General features: G+C 27.9%; 13 protein-coding genes. All 13 read left to right on the forward strand.

From position 1 onward, the window contains the following. Positions 1-7 precede the first annotated feature (7 nt). The 13 genes from MCJ_RS01645 (at position 8) to MCJ_RS01715 (ending at position 19351) form a co-directional block, all read left to right on the forward strand. Positions 8-2278 carry a putative immunoglobulin-blocking virulence protein gene (locus MCJ_RS01645; protein WP_012751553.1) on the forward strand — a complete coding sequence of 757 codons (2271 nt, stop codon included), beginning with the start codon at positions 8-10 and terminating at the stop codon, positions 2276-2278. A gap of 22 nt (positions 2279-2300) precedes the next feature. Then, positions 2301-4706 carry an Ig-specific serine endopeptidase MIP gene (mip, locus tag MCJ_RS01650; protein WP_012751554.1) on the forward strand — a complete coding sequence of 802 codons (2406 nt, stop codon included), beginning with the start codon at positions 2301-2303 and terminating at the stop codon, positions 4704-4706. Positions 4707-4755: 49 nt separating this feature from the next. After that, positions 4756-6864: a putative immunoglobulin-blocking virulence protein gene (locus tag MCJ_RS01655; RefSeq protein ID WP_012751555.1), complete on the forward strand. Its 2109-nt coding sequence runs from the start codon at positions 4756-4758 to the stop codon at positions 6862-6864. Next, positions 6865-9240, forward strand: coding sequence for an Ig-specific serine endopeptidase MIP (gene mip, locus MCJ_RS01660; protein ID WP_012751556.1), 2376 nt, complete (start codon positions 6865-6867; stop codon positions 9238-9240). It begins immediately after the preceding gene. Positions 9241-9278: 38 nt separating this feature from the next. Beyond that, entirely contained in the window at positions 9279-10715 is a 1437-nt protein-coding gene (locus tag MCJ_RS01665; protein WP_012751557.1) for a hypothetical protein, read from the forward strand. 179 nt (positions 10716-10894) lie between these two features. Then, positions 10895-12901, forward strand: coding sequence for a type IV secretory system conjugative DNA transfer family protein (locus MCJ_RS01670; protein WP_162009556.1), 2007 nt, complete (start codon positions 10895-10897; stop codon positions 12899-12901). Positions 12902-12928: 27 nt separating this feature from the next. Then, complete coding sequence (locus MCJ_RS01675; protein ID WP_012751559.1) at positions 12929-13408, forward strand: single-stranded DNA-binding protein; 480 nt, start codon at positions 12929-12931, stop codon at positions 13406-13408. Between the two features lie 24 nt (positions 13409-13432). Then, positions 13433-13768 carry a hypothetical protein gene (locus MCJ_RS01680; RefSeq protein WP_012751560.1) on the forward strand — a complete coding sequence of 112 codons (336 nt, stop codon included), beginning with the start codon at positions 13433-13435 and terminating at the stop codon, positions 13766-13768. Continuing rightward, positions 13769-15652 carry a hypothetical protein gene (locus tag MCJ_RS01685; RefSeq protein WP_012751561.1) on the forward strand — a complete coding sequence of 628 codons (1884 nt, stop codon included), beginning with the start codon at positions 13769-13771 and terminating at the stop codon, positions 15650-15652. Positions 15653-15660: 8 nt separating this feature from the next. Further along, complete coding sequence (locus MCJ_RS01690) at positions 15661-15930, forward strand: hypothetical protein (RefSeq protein ID WP_012751562.1); 270 nt, start codon at positions 15661-15663, stop codon at positions 15928-15930. Between the two features lie 244 nt (positions 15931-16174). Then, positions 16175-16924: a hypothetical protein gene (locus MCJ_RS01700; RefSeq protein ID WP_012751563.1), complete on the forward strand. Its 750-nt coding sequence runs from the start codon at positions 16175-16177 to the stop codon at positions 16922-16924. A gap of 444 nt (positions 16925-17368) precedes the next feature. After that, positions 17369-18811: a hypothetical protein gene (locus MCJ_RS01710; RefSeq protein ID WP_012751565.1), complete on the forward strand. Its 1443-nt coding sequence runs from the start codon at positions 17369-17371 to the stop codon at positions 18809-18811. Between the two features lie 132 nt (positions 18812-18943). Beyond that, complete coding sequence (locus MCJ_RS01715; protein WP_012751566.1) at positions 18944-19351, forward strand: hypothetical protein; 408 nt, start codon at positions 18944-18946, stop codon at positions 19349-19351. The last annotated feature ends 4 nt before the right edge of the window (positions 19352-19355 follow it).

Below are 19355 nucleotides of genomic sequence, written 5' to 3' on the forward strand. Positions count from 1 at the left end.
AGTTATTATGAAATTTCATCTTAGTAAGAGAAGAAAAGTATTAATTGGTATTGTAGCTTCTTCGCTAGTTGCAGCTACCTCATTAGTTGCTAGTCAAAACCCTTATAGTAATGGTTTGGGTAACATTTTACATGTATCTTATATTTCAAGTGCTCCTTCATCAATTTTAAAAAATCAACCAAATGAACAAGATTTTAACTCACCAGTTACTAATTCTGAATTTGTTCCAGAACCACCAAAGCCACTTGAGCCTGAAAAAGTTGTCAAAGTTGACCAAATTATTAGAGAATCAAAACCACTTGAGCCTAAAAAAGTTGTCAAATCTGACCCAACTGTTAGACAACCAAAGCCTGAAGTTAAAGCAAAAGTTGTGACCCAAGTCAAACCAGAAGTAAAACCAGAGGTTAAAGAAATTGAGGCACCAAAGTCTAGTGAACAAATTCAAGTTGCCAAGGTTGAGCCAAGCTCTGAAAGTGATCTCAATGTTGATTTAAAAGCTCCAGCCGCCAGCTCAACAAGTGTGCCTACAACACTAGTTCCGGTTCCTTTGCAAGAAATTACAGCATTTACAACAGTAGAACCAAATTTATCAAGAGCGCGCAATTCTAGTGGAGATGCCAAAGTGCAACAAGCGCTTACTAATTATGCAATTGCTGTGGCTAATAAAATTAATGAAATTCAAAAGCGAATTAACTATTTAGAACAAGAAGTGCGTGAAATTCAACGTTCTTACAACGAAGATTTTGACAAACCACATATTAATATTCGCAAAGTTGGTCTTGAATTTTGAAAAGAAATTTACCAAAGAAGTGTTGATTTACCAAAATATAATCTCGAACGTGAAAAAAATTATTTAAAAGTTTTACAAGAGTTGCAAGCTAATCCCAAAACCTCATTAACTGCTGAAGAACTCAAATCTCTACGTCAAGGACTACTACCAACATTGACAGACCCAAATGTTTGAGGTTATGAAGATGAGTCAAAAAACCCAGTTTTAAACCATTTAAAAGGAAACAACAAAAAAAGACTTTTAAACATTCCTAGCTGATATTCTCGTAGTCCACATGGAATTGCAACCTTACAATACGATGGTTGAGATCGTAGCAACATTAGTGGTAATTTTTCTTCAGAGATTAACTCTTCTGGTGTCAGCGGTGATTCCATTCAAGTCTTTGAATACAAACCTAATGCCCAAAATGAAGATAAATCACGTCAGCCACTCAAAGTTATTGTTTTAAATGCAGATGACAACAATGCTTTTGAAAAATTTAGAGAAATTTTAGACAAAGTTATTAAAAAAGACAATGGTGTCAAAGCAGTTGTGCTTAGAAACGTTGGTCTGAAAAATTCCTTACAAAATGTTGAATTAATTTTAAAAAACTTACCAAATTCTATTGAAAAATTAACACTCTTTTTAGAAAATCAGAGTGCTACTTATGGTCTTGGTAGTCTTCGTGGTCATAAATTAAAAGAGCTTGAGCTCTACACAAGTGCTAATTCAGTTGCAAGTAATTGAGGTATTAATCCAAATGCACTAAAAGATGTTGATTTTATTAGTTTTGACTATAATAATCAAGCAACTTTTGCTAAAAACCCAGGCGAACAAATTCCTGGATCAATCATTTTTGATACCCTTCGTTGAGATAAAGGTGATAACATTAATACAGTTAATGAAGGTTTAAAAATTGTCTTTGACAGCAAAATTAACCAAAGAGTCTTCCAAGGTTCTTTTGGTGGCAAAGGTGGATACCCAACTGGACTAGATTTTTCAAACACTGATGTTAAAAGCTTAAAAGGTATTAATTTTTCTGAATTAGATAGCTCATTTAATGCTCGTTTACAAAATTGAGAAAGTGATCCTTTTGCTAAAGAGAATTTTCAAGGTTTTAAGAAAATCTTGTTTAAAAACCTTACTTTTGGGGCAACCCTAGTTGGAAATCAACCTTCTTTTGTAGCTAAAATGGAAGACTTTGATCAAGCTCAATTTTCATCACGGCTTACACTTAATGAGCCAGGTGGAGCTTCCATTTATATCAAACATAATTCACAAAATGTCTTTAATGTGCCAATTTATTTAACTGGAAATGCCACCGGAGATTCAGTTTCTCAACTAGCTACATTTATCAGTGCTGGAAGAAGAGTTGGAACTTTTGGTACAAATAGTCGAATCTATGCTGATAGTCAAGAGTTAGCTTCAAAATTATCATCAGTTGGCTTAAGTGTTGAAGTCAAAACACAATCTCAAGCTGGCTCTGAATCAACTGAACTATTATCATAATTAGTAAAGGGTTTAAAATATCATGAAAATTAAAAAAATATTAATAGGTTTAGCTTTTGCTCCAGTTTTTGCTTTAGTAGCTTGTGGTGTACAACAAAAAGTTGGAGATAAAAAACCAACTACTCCGACAAATAATGATCAAACCACTACACAATTAGCAGATCCAAAAAGAAGCCAAAAAGAAGCATTAAATCAAAAAATTACTAATTTAAGTAATGGGTTTTTTTCATCTGAGGCTAACAAAGAAAAAATTGAAAAATTTATTTTTGATTTAAATAAAATTGTTGATGAAGATATTGCCAAAATTACCTCAGATGAACAAAAACAACAGCAATTAAGACAACAAATTAAAGATAGTGTTGGTGCTTTTGAATCTTTAGCAAAAACTTCTAATTATACTTTTGGTGAGCGCAAACAACTTTTTGAACAAATTGTAAATACAATTAAAGCAAATATTTTAGAATTTGATAAACCTCAACCTCCAAGACCGGTTGATCCTCCTGGTGGTCAACAAAGAAGAGAACCAACTGAACAAGAGCTAAAAGAGTTTGATAAATTTCGCTCACAAGTAGCACCTAGAGGCCAAAACGTTACTCGTGTAGATAAAAAAACAAACCTACGTATTGTTGAAGATCAATACGAACATGATAGACCCAAAAATGAACAAGAATATTACGCTTTAGTTCAAGGTGGAGACCAAGCTATTATTAACAGACCGCCTGAACAAGGGTTAGCAAAAAGACCAACTAGTTTTGTAAAACCTGCAGATAATATTTTAAAAATACTCAACGAAAAAGCGAGAGCAGCTGGCCAACCATTGTATGAAAATGCGCAAGAGCGAACATTTTCATTGCCAACTTTTGATGCATCTGGAAACCCAAATGGACTTCACATCAATAATTATGAACAAGGATTTACCTCACCAGCATTTTGAGGAGATACTTTATCACAAGGTGGTCCAGGTCGTGTAGGATTACCAAGAATTTTAGCAAATGATCAATATAAAAAGCTTTCTAAAGCTGTTGTTTCATTGCAAATTACCAATGGTAAAGTTGACAAAGATTCACCTCGAAAAGCTGGTAAAGAAGTCTTACATTTAAGTCAATCTTCTTATGGAACAGCACAAATTATTGACTATAAATTAGAAGATGGTGTCAAATATCCTCTTACTTGATATTTTTTAACTAATGCTCACGTTGCTAATAGTCTACGTTTACATGGTGATAGTAATGAAAATGATACAAGCAAAGCTTACGGAAGAGATTTTTCAAACTATAACACAAACGATTTAGCTAGCAATACATGATCTATTGCTCTTCGTAAACTAAAACAAGATCAAATCCCACTTAAATCAAGAATTCAAGTTAGTGGAACAGCAGAAGGACAAAAAAACTATTCTACCGTTTCAGTTAGAGTTAAAGAAAAAGATGGTGACATCTACAACAATGGTCAAGATAAAGAAAATAATAAGTGAATTGGTCAAAAACCAACTAAACAATTAAATGTGCGCACCATTGTTATTGGAACTGATACTCTTAAATCTAGTCCAAAAGATTTTAGTAAGCAAGAAAACTTTAAAGATTTCCAAGAAGTGCTCGATTATGCAATTATTGAAGTAACTTTTGATAATGAAGCTGATGCCAAAGCAATCACTCAGGATTATTATAATGATAGCAGCCAACACTTCAAAGTTAGTGATACCAATCTATTAAATGAGCAAAATTATAAAAAATTCCAAACTTTAAACATCTATGGACTAGGTTTTCCAAATTCTAAAGGTGAGTTAAATCTCACTCTAAATGAATTTGATAATAAAGAAGAATATGAAGCTCGAAATTCATCAGTTTCACTTTATACAAATAAAAACTTTAGTTTATATAAAAATACTGAACCTGAAAACCTATTATACAAAGATGGGGGTGATCTTTCCTGAAGTCGTTCTTACCGTTCATTTATAAATTTACCAGGATTAACTGACCTATTTATTTCTACCCCTGTTTTATCAGATAGTCTATTTAAAGTCTCTAAATTTGAAGATGGAGAGTTTAAAAGTACACCTTATTTAATGGCAGGACAAGCAACATTGCTTGATAACTTTTCAGTTCCTGGTGGAGGTAGTGGATCACCAGTTAAATTAGGAGATAATTCAGCTTATTCAATTTTATTTGCCTCAGATGCTCGTGCTTCAGCAGGTCTTACCCTTAATTTACGTTCTTATGGCTATGATTATAAAGGTTATTATGGTAAATATAAATTAGCACAATACGATGTCATCTATGGATCAGACAACCAAAGAAAATCTTACTGGGATGCAATGAATCAGCTTTATAAATCTGATAGTAAATTTAAAACCAACTTGTTTAAAAATGGTTTCGCAGATGACACAAAAGTAGATGTTTTTAAAACAAGTGAGTTAACCAAAAATTAGCTAAAAACTAAAAAAGTCTTTAAAAATAAAGGGAGTAGGTGCAAAACTTATGAAAGTCTTGAAAATAAGTAAAAGAAAACAAATCATTTTAGGTCTTTCAACAATAGTGGTTGTTGTCCCTGTTGCAACTTCGCTAGGAATCAATAATAATTTTGTTAGCTTAGGTGTTAATCAAATTATTTATTCAACACAAGCGCCATCAACTATTGAAAAAAATGCTCAAGATGCCAATGATAAAAGCTTTGTAAGTCCAGTGGCTAATGCCAAACCACAACCAAAAAATGAGGTTTTAGAAAATACAAATAAAAGCGATATAATTGTTGATCAACCAGAAGAAAAACCAACACCTGTTGCACCTGTTGAGACTCCTAAAAGTGAACAAATCGCTTCTAATCCTCCAACTAATTCAAAAGCAGAAACTACTACAAAAGGCGATGGTTTATCAGCATTAATAAGTAGAGCTTTGAACAATATTCAAAGCGCAGTTAACTCTGAAATTAAAAAAACTGAAGAGCGAATTGCCCAACTTCAAAGTCAAGTTGATGAAATCAACCGTTATTATACTGATGAACATTTTAATGATCCGCAATATAATCCAGCTAAATTATCTAAAATTGATTGAGATAATCTCAAAATTACTTTGCTTCGTACCAAATTGTGTTCAAACTGTGGAGCAGAATACGATTTGGAACGTGAAAAAGCACAACTTAATGTTCTAAAACAACAGCAAGCTAATCCAAAAACTACATTGACTGCTGAAGAGCTCAAATCTCTGCGTCAAGGTCTTTTGCCTTCTGCTACCAACCCTTATGCTTGAGAATATCTAGATGAGTCAAAAAATCCAACTATCAACCAGCTCAAAAGAGCTGATAATGCCCGTGTTTTAAACACTTCTTCTTATTTTGCAAGAGATTCTAAATCCATCTCTACTCTTCAATATAATGGTTGAGATCGTAGAGATTTAAGCAATCAATTTAGTGGAACAGGTGTTAATGGTACTTCAGTCAAAATTTATGAGTATGCTCCTAACAAAGATAATCAGGATGCTGCAAATCGTGGTCGCTTTAAAGTTATTGTTTTAGATGCAGATGATAATAATGCTTTTGAAGATTTTCAAAATATTTTAGCAAGAGCAATAAAGCAAGACTCTAAAATTGAAGGTGTTGTTATTCAAAATATTGGTGCTAAAAATAGCTTCCAAAATGTTGATAAAATTTTACAAGCTATTCCAAGCTCAATTATCAAATTGACACTATTTTTAGACAACTATCAAGCTACCAACCATTTAAGAGCATTAGAAAATCTTAAATTAAGAGAACTAGAATTATATACTAACAGCAATGTTGTCTCTGACAATTGAGCAATTAATCCAAATGCACTTAAAAATGTTGATTATATAAGCTTTGATTATCAAAATAATAATGATAATGTAATTAGAAACGCAGGTGAAAAACTTCCCGGTTCAATAATCTTTAAAATCCTTCGTTGAGATAAAAATGATACAATTGCACAAGTAAATGAAGGTCTAAACATTGTTTTTGATAGTAAAGTTAATCAAAGAGTTTTCCAAGGAAACTCAGGTGGTAAAGGTGGATATCCTATCAATTTAGATTTTTCTAGCACTGAACACATCAAAAGTTTTAAAGGCATTGATTTTGCTAAATTAGATAAGGTTTTTGATGAAAAAATCCGTAATTGACCTGATGATCCTTTTGCAGCAGAAAATTATTTAGGTTTTAAAAATATTAAGTTCAAAGATGTTACTTTCCAAGGATCAATAGTAAATGGTGAAAAAGCTTTTAGTGCCAAATTATCTGACTTTGACCAAGGACAATTAAGACAAAGATTAATTTTTGGCGAACCAAGCTTCCCGCCAGGTCCTAATATTTATATTCAAAAAGATGGCGAGCAATATTTTGGTATCCCAATGTATTTAAGCGGTGTTTCTCTCACTGGTGATGCAAAAGAACAAATTGGTGCTTTTATAGAAGCGGCTAATCGAGGTGGTCAACAAAAAATTACTGCAATTTATGTAGATAATGAACAAGTTAGAAGTCAATTGGGAAGCTTTGTAGGCACCGCTGTTGTTAGAGTTAATAATCCAAATCAGTCTTCTTCAAATAGTGATAACTCAAATAATTTAGATTTAGCTACCTAAATGAAAAAAATTTTCTGATTTTTGCTTTTATCTAGTTCCGCTTTAATAACAGTTGTATCTTGTCAACAAAATGATCAAAAACCTATAAAAATAAAGACAATCAACCAAAAATTACCTGCAGATCAACAAACAATTAATAATAAAGTTGATAACAAAGTTGTTGATTTGAAAACCTTAAATTTAGAAATTGATAAATTAAAATCTAATTTAAATATTAACAAGCTCGATATCGAAAATTTTGTTGCCAAAATTGCTAGTTATAAGAAAAATTTGGCTGCCAAAGATGAATTAATTGATCAAACTTTGAACAGTTTTACCACTTTTCTGGAACAACAAAATTTTCAAATAGAAGCAAAAAGAGAACAATTTATAGACTTTTTAGATCAATTTTTCAATTTGCTCAACTCTCAAGATAAAAATAATGATTTAAAAAATCAAGATCAAAAGTTACAAACTGAGCAAAAAGAGATTGAGAGATTAGATGATAAATTTAGCATTTATCCAGGTCAAAACCACTTCGAGTTTAATAAAAATGGTGATCAAATTATCACAGATCAATATCGTTTTGACAACCCTGATCGTGAAGTTCAACATTTTCAATCTCTTTTTGGTAAAATTTCTACTGGAAAAACTAGTGCCAAACTAGTTGATGTTCAAGCATTTCCTAAAAAATTTAATTCACCAGAAAAACCAATAATTAATTTGCTAGATGAAAAAGCTAAAAGCGTTAATCAACCACTTTATGAAAATGCACAAAAACGTGCATTTTCTTTACCAGATTTAGATTCTACAGGAAAAATAATTGGCTTAAAAATCAACAATTTTCAACAAGGCTTGACCACTCCAGCTTGATGAGGTGACAGCCTTGCCAAAGGCGGTCCAAATCGGCTAGGTTTGCCAAGATTAATACCTAATGAAAAATATTTAAAACTTGCAAAATCATCAATAGGTGTAACTATCAATAATGGCTTTGTCGACCAAAATAGCACTCAAGATGAGACTAAATTATTGCGCAGTTATATTCCCGCTTTTTCTACTTGAAATATTATTGATTATAAACTAGAAGAAAATGGTAAATACCCACTTACCTGATATTTTTTAACAAATGCACATGTTGCCAATACTTTAAGACTAGCAAATGATTTTGCCAAAAATAAGGCATATGGTCGCGATGCTGATAACTATAATGAAAAATTCAAGCAATATAATACTTGATCAATTAGTCTTAATAAACTCAAGTCTAATAATGAGTTAAAAAAGGTGCTACCGACGACAAATGGCTTTAAAAATGAAGACTTTTATCAAAAAGTAACTCTAAGAGTCAAAGAAAAAAATGGCAATATTTACAACAATGGCCAAGATAAAAATGGCGAGATCCTCATTAATCAAAAACCAACAAAAGAGCTCAATGTACGCACCATTGTAATTGGCACCAATGTGCTAAAATCAAAGCCTAGTGATTTTAGTAGACAAAAAGTTTATCAAAATTTAGAAGAAATTTTCGACTTTGCCATCATTGAGCTCACCTTTGATAACGAAGCTGATGCTAAAAAAATTACTTATGACTACTTTAGAGACAAACAAGATCATTTTCGAGTAAGCAAGCTCAATTTACTTGATGCTCAGGAGTACAAAAAATTTCCTTTGAAAAATTTTTATGGCCTTGGTTGGCCACTATCCAAAGGTGAGACGCTGCTAACTTTGTCCAAAGAAAATGATTCTCAAAATTGGCAAACGCGTAATTTTAGTCAAAGTCCTTGAGTTAACAAACCACTAATTTTATTTAATAATAGTGATAAAATTAGTACTTTATATGATCAAGGTGGCAACTTAGCTTGAAGTCGTTCATACCGCTCCTTTGTTAATTTACCAGGGTTAACTGACTATTTTATTAGCACGCCGCTTTTGTCTTCTGATTTATACAAAATTAGCCACTATGATGCCCAAAAACAACAATTTGTCAACACTTCTTATATACTAGGAGGTCAAGGTACAATTTTGGATAATTTTTCAGGCTCAGGTGGTCTTTCAGGAACTAATATTTATCTAGGTGATGGCTCAAATTATTCACTCTTGTTTGCTGGTGATAATCGTGCAAGTGCTTCGCTAACACTTAATTTGCGCTCTTATGGCTATGATTATCAAGGTTATTATGGTGGTTATAATTTACCAGCATATGATCTAATTTATGGCTCTGTTAATCAAAATAAATCTTACTGAGACGCAATGAATCAACTTTATGGTAGTTTGCTAAAAACCAATTTGTTTCCAAAAGGTTTTGGCGATGATAGTAAAATTGATGTTTTTGCTAATAGTAAAACAGTCAATTTAAATAATGGGACTAAACAAAACTTGTGGTTAAAACCTCTTGAATAAATCAGGAGGTTTTTTAATTCAAAAAAAATGTTTAAAGTATGAGCTCAAAAAGTTTACCTGCTATTGTTTTGATTAACAACACTCCAAGGTATTACAGCAAAAATTCAAAAAGTGCAAAACATTTTAAAGATGTTTTTCTCACTAAAAAATTTTTAGATTATTTGACTAGACCCAGAGCTAATATCAACTCATTAAACACTGAAGAGCTCCATCAAGAGTGAAGAAAACAAAAAAAGAAAAATGGGGAAACATTTGAAAAATTTTTAAAAGATATTTTGGATAAGCAGTACAAAAACAGACATACTGATACTAGTAGAAATTTATTTCAGATTTTGCCTAATAATGGTTTTCAAGTTGTAGATGTTAATGATGCCAAAAATCAAATTGGCAACCTAGATAAAAACCAAGCAGTTTGACCCTATGTTATTAGCTTCAAAGATTATGAGCTAATCTGTAAAAATGAATTAATAACTCTTGAAGATTATGCAAAATTTTTATCGCCAGAACTGAATAAATGGATGAAAGATAATTTCCTCAAAGTAGAAGATTTAAATATTTTTGGTGCAGTTCACTTTGATACAAAACACCCACATATTCAACTTTGAATTAGTGAAAAATACCCTACCAAAAAATCGGATGGTGTTATTAGATTTGATAAAAGAAATAAGTTTAATAATCACAGAGTTAACTTTGAAGAGAACTTAAGTATCAAACTAATAAACCAAGGTTTGCAAAAAAATTTTGTAAATGATGAGCTTGCAAATAATCGAAAAAATAATTTCGTTGATCAAGTAAATTTTATTTCTGAAAAATCAAAAAAACTAAAAATTGCTAGATCAGAGATTGTTAAAGATATTAAAGAAACTAAAATGCAATCATTTGAAAATGATTTAAATTTTATTAAAGCTGTTAGCTCAATTTCTAATGTTTCAAATGAACAAATTTCTTCTGTCAGCTCTTTTGATGAATTTTACAAATTAGTAAATGAAAGTCGAAAGGAAAAACAATTAGTTAGTTTAGTATTAAATGATTTTGAGATAAGCAATATTTTAGAAACTCCAGAATTAAAACAAAAAAGAGAATCATTAAAAAAATCATCAAAATATTTTAAGTTTTTGAATAAAGAGCAAAAGAAATCTATTGAAGACTTTTATACTGTTATGAAACAAAGTAATAAAAATTTACAAAATCATATTCAAAATTTTTCCTTTTTAATCAATGAACTTAAAAAATATCAACAAGATTCAAATTTAGAAATTGCTAATTTAGCAAGAAATGTAGTTAAAAAAGAAGAAAAAGAACTCTACTTCAATGTCCGTAATCAAATTTTAAAAAAAATTCATAAAGAACTTGATGAAAAGGAAGTTCAATACTCTCAATATTACAGAAGTGGACTTACTAAAGAAGAAAAAATTAAAAAAGATTTTTCTATTGTGTACGAATTTAAGAAAGGATTAAAAAGGGTTGGTGGTTAATGAAATTTGAAAAAATACCCAAAAAAATTCAAAATATAATCATTGCTATTTTTTCATTTTTTATTACTTTTTTGTTTTCCTTTTTGCTTTGACCATATATTTTTAAATACGATGTTTCAAATATTTTTAATACATATTACTTATTGATGCAAGATTGAAAAGCATTGCTTTGAATGATAATGATATCTATTATTTTTAGCTTGTTAGTTTCTCCTTTAATTATTTTATTTTTTAAAAAAAATGACCAAGTTTATTCAAAAGATTTTGATGGTTCATATATGTTTTATGATGAACTTAAAAAAATTGGTTCTCTAGAAAAGTTTAATAATAAGTTTTTAGCTTCACAAAATGAAGACAAACATAATCCAGGTTGAATAATTAAAATAGAAAAAGCTAAAAAAAATAAAATAAATTACTATGTTGTTAGTGGTATGCATACAGTTATTTTAGGTGATACTAGAAGCGGAAAAACACAAAAATTTATCATACCTTCAATCAAATATAATATTAATTTAAAAAATCCTAATTCAAGACCAAATATTATGGTGATTGATCCAAAAGGGGAATTAGTAACTAGTTTAAAAGATGAATTAGAGTCCAATGGTTATAAAGTTATTTTATTTAATTTTAAAAATCTAGTTAAATCTGACAAAATTAACTTATTAGCTCCAATATGAGATAAATTCCATAACAAAGATGGAACAGAGATTGAAAATAAATCTGCTGCTAGTGAGTTGTTAGATTCACTGATCCAGTCAATGCATGATTGAGGTAAAGAAGAAAATAGCTTTTGAGTACAAACAGCAAAAGATATTTTATTTGCTATAGCGTGGTTTTTTTTATTTTATTCAAAGGAAGATAAAAATTTTAAAAAAGAGCATTTTATTTTTTCTAATTTTAATCAATTTTTAAATGAAAAAGCTTTAAAAGAAGGTCCTTGGGTTAAAATAGCTCAAAATTCAAAAAGTAAGTGAATGAAATATTTTTATACAAATTTATTTTTGCCATTAATTGATATTGTACCTGAAACATTATCTGGTGCTATAGCAAACTTAAATACTTTAATGAAGAAATTTATAAAACCAGATTTCTTATTATTTTCTTCCAAACATGAAGTAGATTTTAATAATTTAATTAAAAATTCAGAATTAAATTATCCTAATAGCCAACCTTTTGCTGTTTTTATTACTTTTCCACTTTATCAATCGCGTCCAGAACCTTTTATTTCTGCAATTATTAATAATTGCTACTCTTCACTATTAACAATTGCAGAATCAAAACACAACAGAAAATTAGATCGTTCATTTTTGTTTTTTGGTGATGAATTTGGAAATCTACCCACTATTAAAGAAATGAGCAACAAACTTTCTACTGCTGCTGGATATAACATTTATTTTTCCTTAATATTGCAAAACATTGAACAACTAGAAAAATATAAACAAGAACAAAGGACTATTTTATCTAATTCAAGTTTAAAAATTTTTTTAAGATCTAATGATTTAAAATCGCTTGAAATATTTTCAAAATTCGCAGGTAAAAAAGAAACAATAAAGACCACTTATTCAAATGTTGATTCTAAAAAAACGAATACAGAGGCGATCCAAAAAGAAAATATTATAGAACCTTGGGATCTTTCACAAATGTTAATGGAAGAAACATGAGTCCTTTTATCAGGAGAAAAGCCAATTCATATAAAAAGTGATTTTGCTTACCAAATTTGAGATGATCCTAAAATAGCTCTTGAGGATTTATACAAAGAAAGAGAAGATTTAAATGAATGAGAAAATAAAGTTTTTTATTTAGAAGAGAGTGAAATTTATTTAAACATTTTAAAAAAAGAAGCAGCAGAAAAGAAAAAAATCGAGCAAAAAAAACAAATAAATCAAACCAAAAATATTGCTGATAAATTTATTGAAGCTGGTAAACAAATCAATAAGAAAACTAATTTTAATAATAATTTATTAATTAAGAAAAAAATAAATAAAAATAACTTAGAAATTCAAAGTGAAATTGAAAAAATTTCAAAAGATATCAAAGACGGTTACGAAGCATTACAAAATCCAAACATTTCTAAACAAGCTAATTTTTTAATAAATAGAGACATAATCTTGTTAGAAAAAGAATTAGCCAAATTAATTCATAAACAAATCAACGATAGTGATCCAGAAGTAAATGATGTAGCCTAAATTTTAAAAAAAGAAAGTAGGAAAATTATGTCAATTTTAGGTTTAAATAATGTAATTTTAATTGGACGTTTAACTTCTAATATTAAAGTCAACTACACTAAAAATGATATTTCTTATGCACGTTTTACACTTGCAATTTCAAGAAAATATAATTCACAAACTGATCATTTAATAACAGATTTTATCCCTATTATAGTTTGAAGACAAAATGCTATTAATTTAGAAAAGTTAGTTTGTAAAGGTAGCCCACTACTTGTTAAAGGCAGTTTGCAATCTAATAAGTACACAAATGATGATGGCAAATTAGTGAATAATTTTGAAGTTCTACTAGAAGGATTTGAAATATTAGAAAGTAAAGAAGAATTCCAAAAACGTCAACAACAAGTGAACACACAAACTTCTAGCTCTGATAAAGATTATGCAATACCTTTTGAGCCGGAAGAATCTAATTTATCAGAACCTGATTCCAGTTTTAATTGAGAGTGAAATTTAGATGAAATTAAATAAATAATATAAAACCAAGGGGATTATATGGAAATAGCAAACAAATTTATGAAATATCTTTTCAAATCTAATTTTGATGCAGAAACAGCAAAATCCAAAGCAATTTTAGAATCAATGATTAATAAATTACAAAAACATCAAGAAGAAGAAAATGAATTAGCTGAAAAAGAAAATAGAAAACCTGAAAAAGTTTTTTCTAATCATTTTGTAGATTATAAAAATTGAGTTGAAAAAAATTCTTTTGATTTAAGTTTTAAATCTCTTTCAGATTGAATATTGGAACAAAAAACATCAGATGAATTAGTAATTTATAAAAACGCATTAGCTTTTTATGAATTAGAACAATTATTAAAGGAGAATTAAATGGAATTTTTCAAAAATGAAAGAGTGATTGAAAGTATTATAAAAAAACATTTTTCAACTCATAAGACAAATACAAAATACCAAAATCATTATAACGAAGAAATAAACTGGCAAGTGAAAAGGTGAACTTTACATGATAGTAAAAAAGCTATTAAATTTGGTAATCGGTGATATTTTTCTTATGAAAATAAATTATTATTTTCAAAATCCTTTTCTCATATAGTGCCAATTATCTGTGATACTGAAAAAGATAAAGAGAATTTAATAATGGATATGTACTTATATACATATAGTCAAAATTTATATCAATATAATCAAAATTGAAAATACACAATTACTGATGAACAAATTTTTAATTACAAAAGAGTCGAATTTTTCAATGAAGATGGTAAAAAAACAAAAGATTTATGAGTGAATTTTGATAATAAACACCTTGACCATAAAACATTATTTTTAGAATGAGAAAAAAGAAATTATAAACACCAAAATTTTTTTGATATTACAGAAATTATTTTTGTTGCAAATTATAGTGATTTACTTTTAAATAAATTAAAAGAAAAAAATATTGAAATTGATCTTATTGGAAGTTCTAGAACTTCCATTAATCTTTATGTAGCTAATTTATATGCTCTTGAAAAATCAATAAAAAATTACATTATGACTGTTGAGGATAAAGCTAAAGCTTTTGAAGATTTAAAAAATATGACTCACAAAGCAGACAAACTCGCCAAATCCACAACATTTAGCCAATTTTTTAAAAAATTTGAAATAGATCCTGGATCTGATTTTGAAGTTGTTACAAAGTTATCTAATGAGTTTGAGGGACTAAAACACTTTTTAATTCCTGATTACAATAAAAATTTAACACTTCGCTTTAGAAAAATTGATAATCATAAGTCTAAAGGAATTTATTTCCCACATGCTGAAAATCTTACAATAAATATTAATAATCATAAAGAACATGAATCTCCACATATTACATCATTTTTTCATGAATATGCGCATCATATTGATAGTATGTTGGGCTATAAAGTAGATTCACCATCAGCTAATTTGATAAATTTAAGAATACCTTTTTCTTTATCTAATCCAGATTTTGCCAAGCTACATAAAAAATATATTGAAGTTTTTGAAACACAAGAACATTTAGAAAAAATTAAAAACTTTAAAAAAGCCAAAATTAAAAACTACCTAACTTCAGAGAGCGAAGTTTTTGCTCGTGGTTTTGAGAGATATTTAGCTGAATTAGATTTTCAAAGCTCTTTTAACAGAACTCAAGATCAATTAGATTTATCTAGTCAAGATGTTTTCAATTATTTAGATAAAGATACAAAAGATGATTTTTATAAAATGTATGAAGATATTTTTGAAGTTAAAAAGAAAATGGAATTTGTAGAAAAATCTAGTTTAGAAATGAGAACAATGGAAAATGAAGTTGATCAAAAATTAGAAGACGAACTAATTAAAAAAGAACTACTTCCAGAATTAATTAAAATTGAAAAAAATGAAAATTTGGTGCATGAAATTAAAGACACTTTAGCTGCCAAAATGGTTGAAAACTATAAACAAAAATATTTTGAGGTTTTAAATGATTTAAGCCCATCTAATTTATCAAATGATTTAACTCAATATTATGAAAATTTACTAAAAAAGTCTATTTTAGAAAATTCTAATTTAATCGATTTTAGAAATAAATTCATAGACCAAGAAATCGAAGGTGAATTTTGGGAAATAGTAGGGACAAAATATAAAGAATATAGTAATAAATTAGAACAATTTAAATCAACAGAAAAAAATAAAAAAATTGGTCAAGTTTCACTTTTTGAATATGAATTAGAACAAAATAATTCTAAAGTAGCAAAAATGAAAATGAAATTGAAATAAAAGTTATCATGACTAAACAAAGAGAAAAAATAAAAGCAAAACGAATTCAATTTTTACTAGAAGAAGCAAAGCAAGAGGTGATTAAAATTGTTGGTCATTCACAAAATCTAAAGGATTTTTTGTGATCCTTAACAGAGGAGCTAATTAGGGATATCTTTGTTCAAATAAAAAAAATTGATAAATACATAGAAATAAAATTTTCTTATTGACTAAAAGATTTAAAACGGAAAGATAAACATTTTAATTTTGTTGATCTACTTGATGATTTTAAAAAATAAATAAAAAACGCCCGGAGTGTAAAAGGACGTTCTAGTAATCAAATAAGAAGGGGCTTGTGAGAACCCTAAATAGAAAGATTACATGTGGTAATCTAAATCAATGAGAGGAGGTTGCTTGTGCTAACCTCAAAAAAATAATAAGGACACTTGTGGTGAACCTTAAAAGAAAGGAGGTTCTTGTGGTGAACCTTAAATGAAAGGAGGTTGCTTGTGCTAACCTCAAATCAATGAAAGGAGGATACTTGTGGTAACCTCAAATACAAATTATAACATAAATATAAAAAATTGATGAAGACAAATTGGTGTAATAAAAACTAAGTCTAAAAGTTTAGTTTTAATTCTTGTTTCTTTATATTGAATAAGAAAAAGAAAAAAATCAATAAATTGTTCTGAAATATCCAATTGAATACAAAATAATTTTAAATATTCTATTTCAATAACAACAGTAAATAAAAATTTACACCTTTTATCAAAAGAAAATATTATTTTTTTAGATAAACAAAAAGGTATTTTAACAGTTCAATCTATGCCTAAATTTCCTTTTAAAGTAATTAAAAATTGAGAAAAAATAATTAAAACTATGCTAGAAAATCAAATTTTAGTAAGTTACAATAGAATAAGTATTTTGGAGGAAATGATTGAGCAATCTGAAAGTGAATTAGCTTTTAAATCTAAATATACAAAAACATATTGATTAAATAAATACAGTTTAAAAGAATATTCATCTTTTAGTGTTTGACTTTGAAAAACATGGCAAAGATATAGAAGTTTGCACAAAAGTACTGTTTCAAGGTTTTTCAAACAAATTAAAGGTTTTGTAATTAGTATAAGAAGTTTTTCAAGTGTTTACTTAAAACAAACAATTGAAATTAGTTTTCAAAAAATTTATGCAAAGAGACAACTTTATTTTGACAAATTTTTAAAAAAATATAAATGAAAAATTAAAAGTTTATATTTTAATTATAAAGTAATCAAACATTTAGAGCGTTTGTAATTAAATTAATCTATTTTATTATTATTAAAATTGTCAAAATAAATCTTAAAACTAAGTTTTTAGCAAAAACTTTTCTTTAAACATGCCAATTTTATTAAATTTAAGTTTTAAAAAGTTTATTCATTAAGAATTTTAAGGAATTGCAACTCTAAGTATTTTTACTAAAGTAAAAATACGATTATCTTGATATATATAAGAAGGTTTTTTTAATATGAATAAAAAGCAAAAAAATAATGTAAAATTTACTTATTATAAAAAAGCTAATGAATATTAGTAATTTAATAGCAGCTATTTTTGCTCTAGTATTTTATTTGCTATTAGGTTTGTATATTTGAAAAACTAATAACAAAATTAAAATAAAGATTATGGCAAAAAAATCTAGGCAAAAAAAGATAGTTTCATTGTATTTTGCTTTTATTATGGCTTTAGTATATGGAGTGTTTTATGTCATCTTTTCAAACTAAAATTAAAAAATATGGAAAACTATTACCTATAACTTTGGTTCCTTTTGCTTTTGTTTCTTGTATTGAACCTTATGTAGAAATTCGTAAGGAAATTAATAGACAACTTTTACCACAATCTAGACCAGAAGTTAATTTAAATAATACTGATGAACCTAGCAAATCAAATATTGCAGATCCTACAATAGAAGATGTATCTAATAATTTAGTAAACAACTCAAGATTAAGTTTAAATGGTCGTAAGAAAAATCCTAAAATACCACAAAATAAATTTAATCCTGATAAAAATTATTTAACTGAATTTAAAGATGCTAGTTTTCAAAAAGGTGAAAAATATGGATTAATGAATTATTGGTATTTTTTACAATCAACTCCTTATATTTTAGAAAAAAATGGTTTTAGAGATTTTACTTTAACATCTTACAAAGAAGAGTATTTAAAAAAATTAGATTATTTGAGTGAAAAGCTCAAAAGCTATAACTATAATAATTTAAATAAATATACTACAAATGGTAAAAGACACGATGTTTGATTAACAGAGATAAAAGAATTTAGCAAAAGTATTGGTTCAAAGTCTGATAGTTCTTTTCATGATACACTACAACCTCCATTTGAGACAGAAAAACTATTTAAAATCATTAAAGATGAGCTTGGCAAAGATGTCGAGAATTCACTAATAAAAGAAATGATAGTTTATGATTTTATTTATGGTAATTTCTATGCCGATCCTATCACAATGTATGAAGGTGAATTTAGAAATAATGATGATAGATTTGTTAGATTTTTCAGAGATGATTATTATATTCAAAAAAACTATCAACCTAATAGTAAAGAAAAGTTGTGATATAGTCTTTTATTATTAGTTCAAGATGTCCAACGTGCTTATCAAGGTCAAGGCGCAGTTTATTTTGTTTTATCAAGAATGGAAGCTTTTGAGCGTGCATTATTTGAAATAAATAATTCAGATCAACCATTGGCAAAGCAAATCCAAATTAAATTAAGAAATACCATTAAAGAATTAGTCGGAACAATTAGAGATTTTTTATTACCAGACAAACATATTAGTTTACGTAAGGATTTAGTTTTTAACATTGATCCTGAGCAAAATTTAGATATGCAATCTCTAGCTTCTGATTTTATTGACTATTATAATAAAAAAGTCGCACCTTTAATTTGAAAATATAATAATGAAACTGAAGATGTAAAAATTGAACCTCTTGATCAACAAGTTAATACATTTTATTTAAAAGAATATGTTTATCCACTTCTAAATGGGACAAGAATTACAGTGCTAGATCCTGATAAAGAAAATCAAATATCAGAGCGAGCATGACAAACATGAAGAAATCAATTTGAAAGTCAATTTCAATTAAAATATCAAGAACAAATTAATTCCTTACAACAAAACAATTCTGTAGAAAATTAGTAAAAAATTATCTATACATTAAAAATAAATAATTTTTTATCTATATAAAACTAATGATTATCTAACTTTTTAATAATTAAATTAATAATTTATGCTTATAAAATAAATATTTTTTTATTTAAAAGGAAGATTATGGAAAATTTCCAAAACATTTTAAACGTCGTTTCATTTGCGGGTGAAAATAATTCTTTAACAAATATTCAAACAACAGTCAATTCAATTACACAAACTGCAACTGGTATAACTATTTTATTTTTTAGTTCAGTTAGTGGTTTTGTTATTTTAGTTTCAATTATTTGGTTTATTGTCGAATTTCTTAAATATAAATTTGCTAATAATAATCAAAAAAAAGCTGAAATTTGAGCTAATATTAAAAAAAGCTTATTAATTATTGGGGTTATCATTGTTGTACTTATAGCAGCTGGTGCAATAGTAAGTACTATCGTTAACCTTGTTTCTAATTCTTTTTCTGGAGTCCAACAAATAATCAATCCTAGCTCAAACACAGCTCCTGGTAGTGCTGGTGCTCCTGGTGCTTAATTTA

This window comes from Mesomycoplasma conjunctivae, assembly GCF_000026765.1.
In the GTDB taxonomy this organism is placed as follows: Bacteria; Bacillota_I; Bacilli_A; order Mycoplasmatales; family Metamycoplasmataceae; genus Mesomycoplasma; species Mesomycoplasma conjunctivae.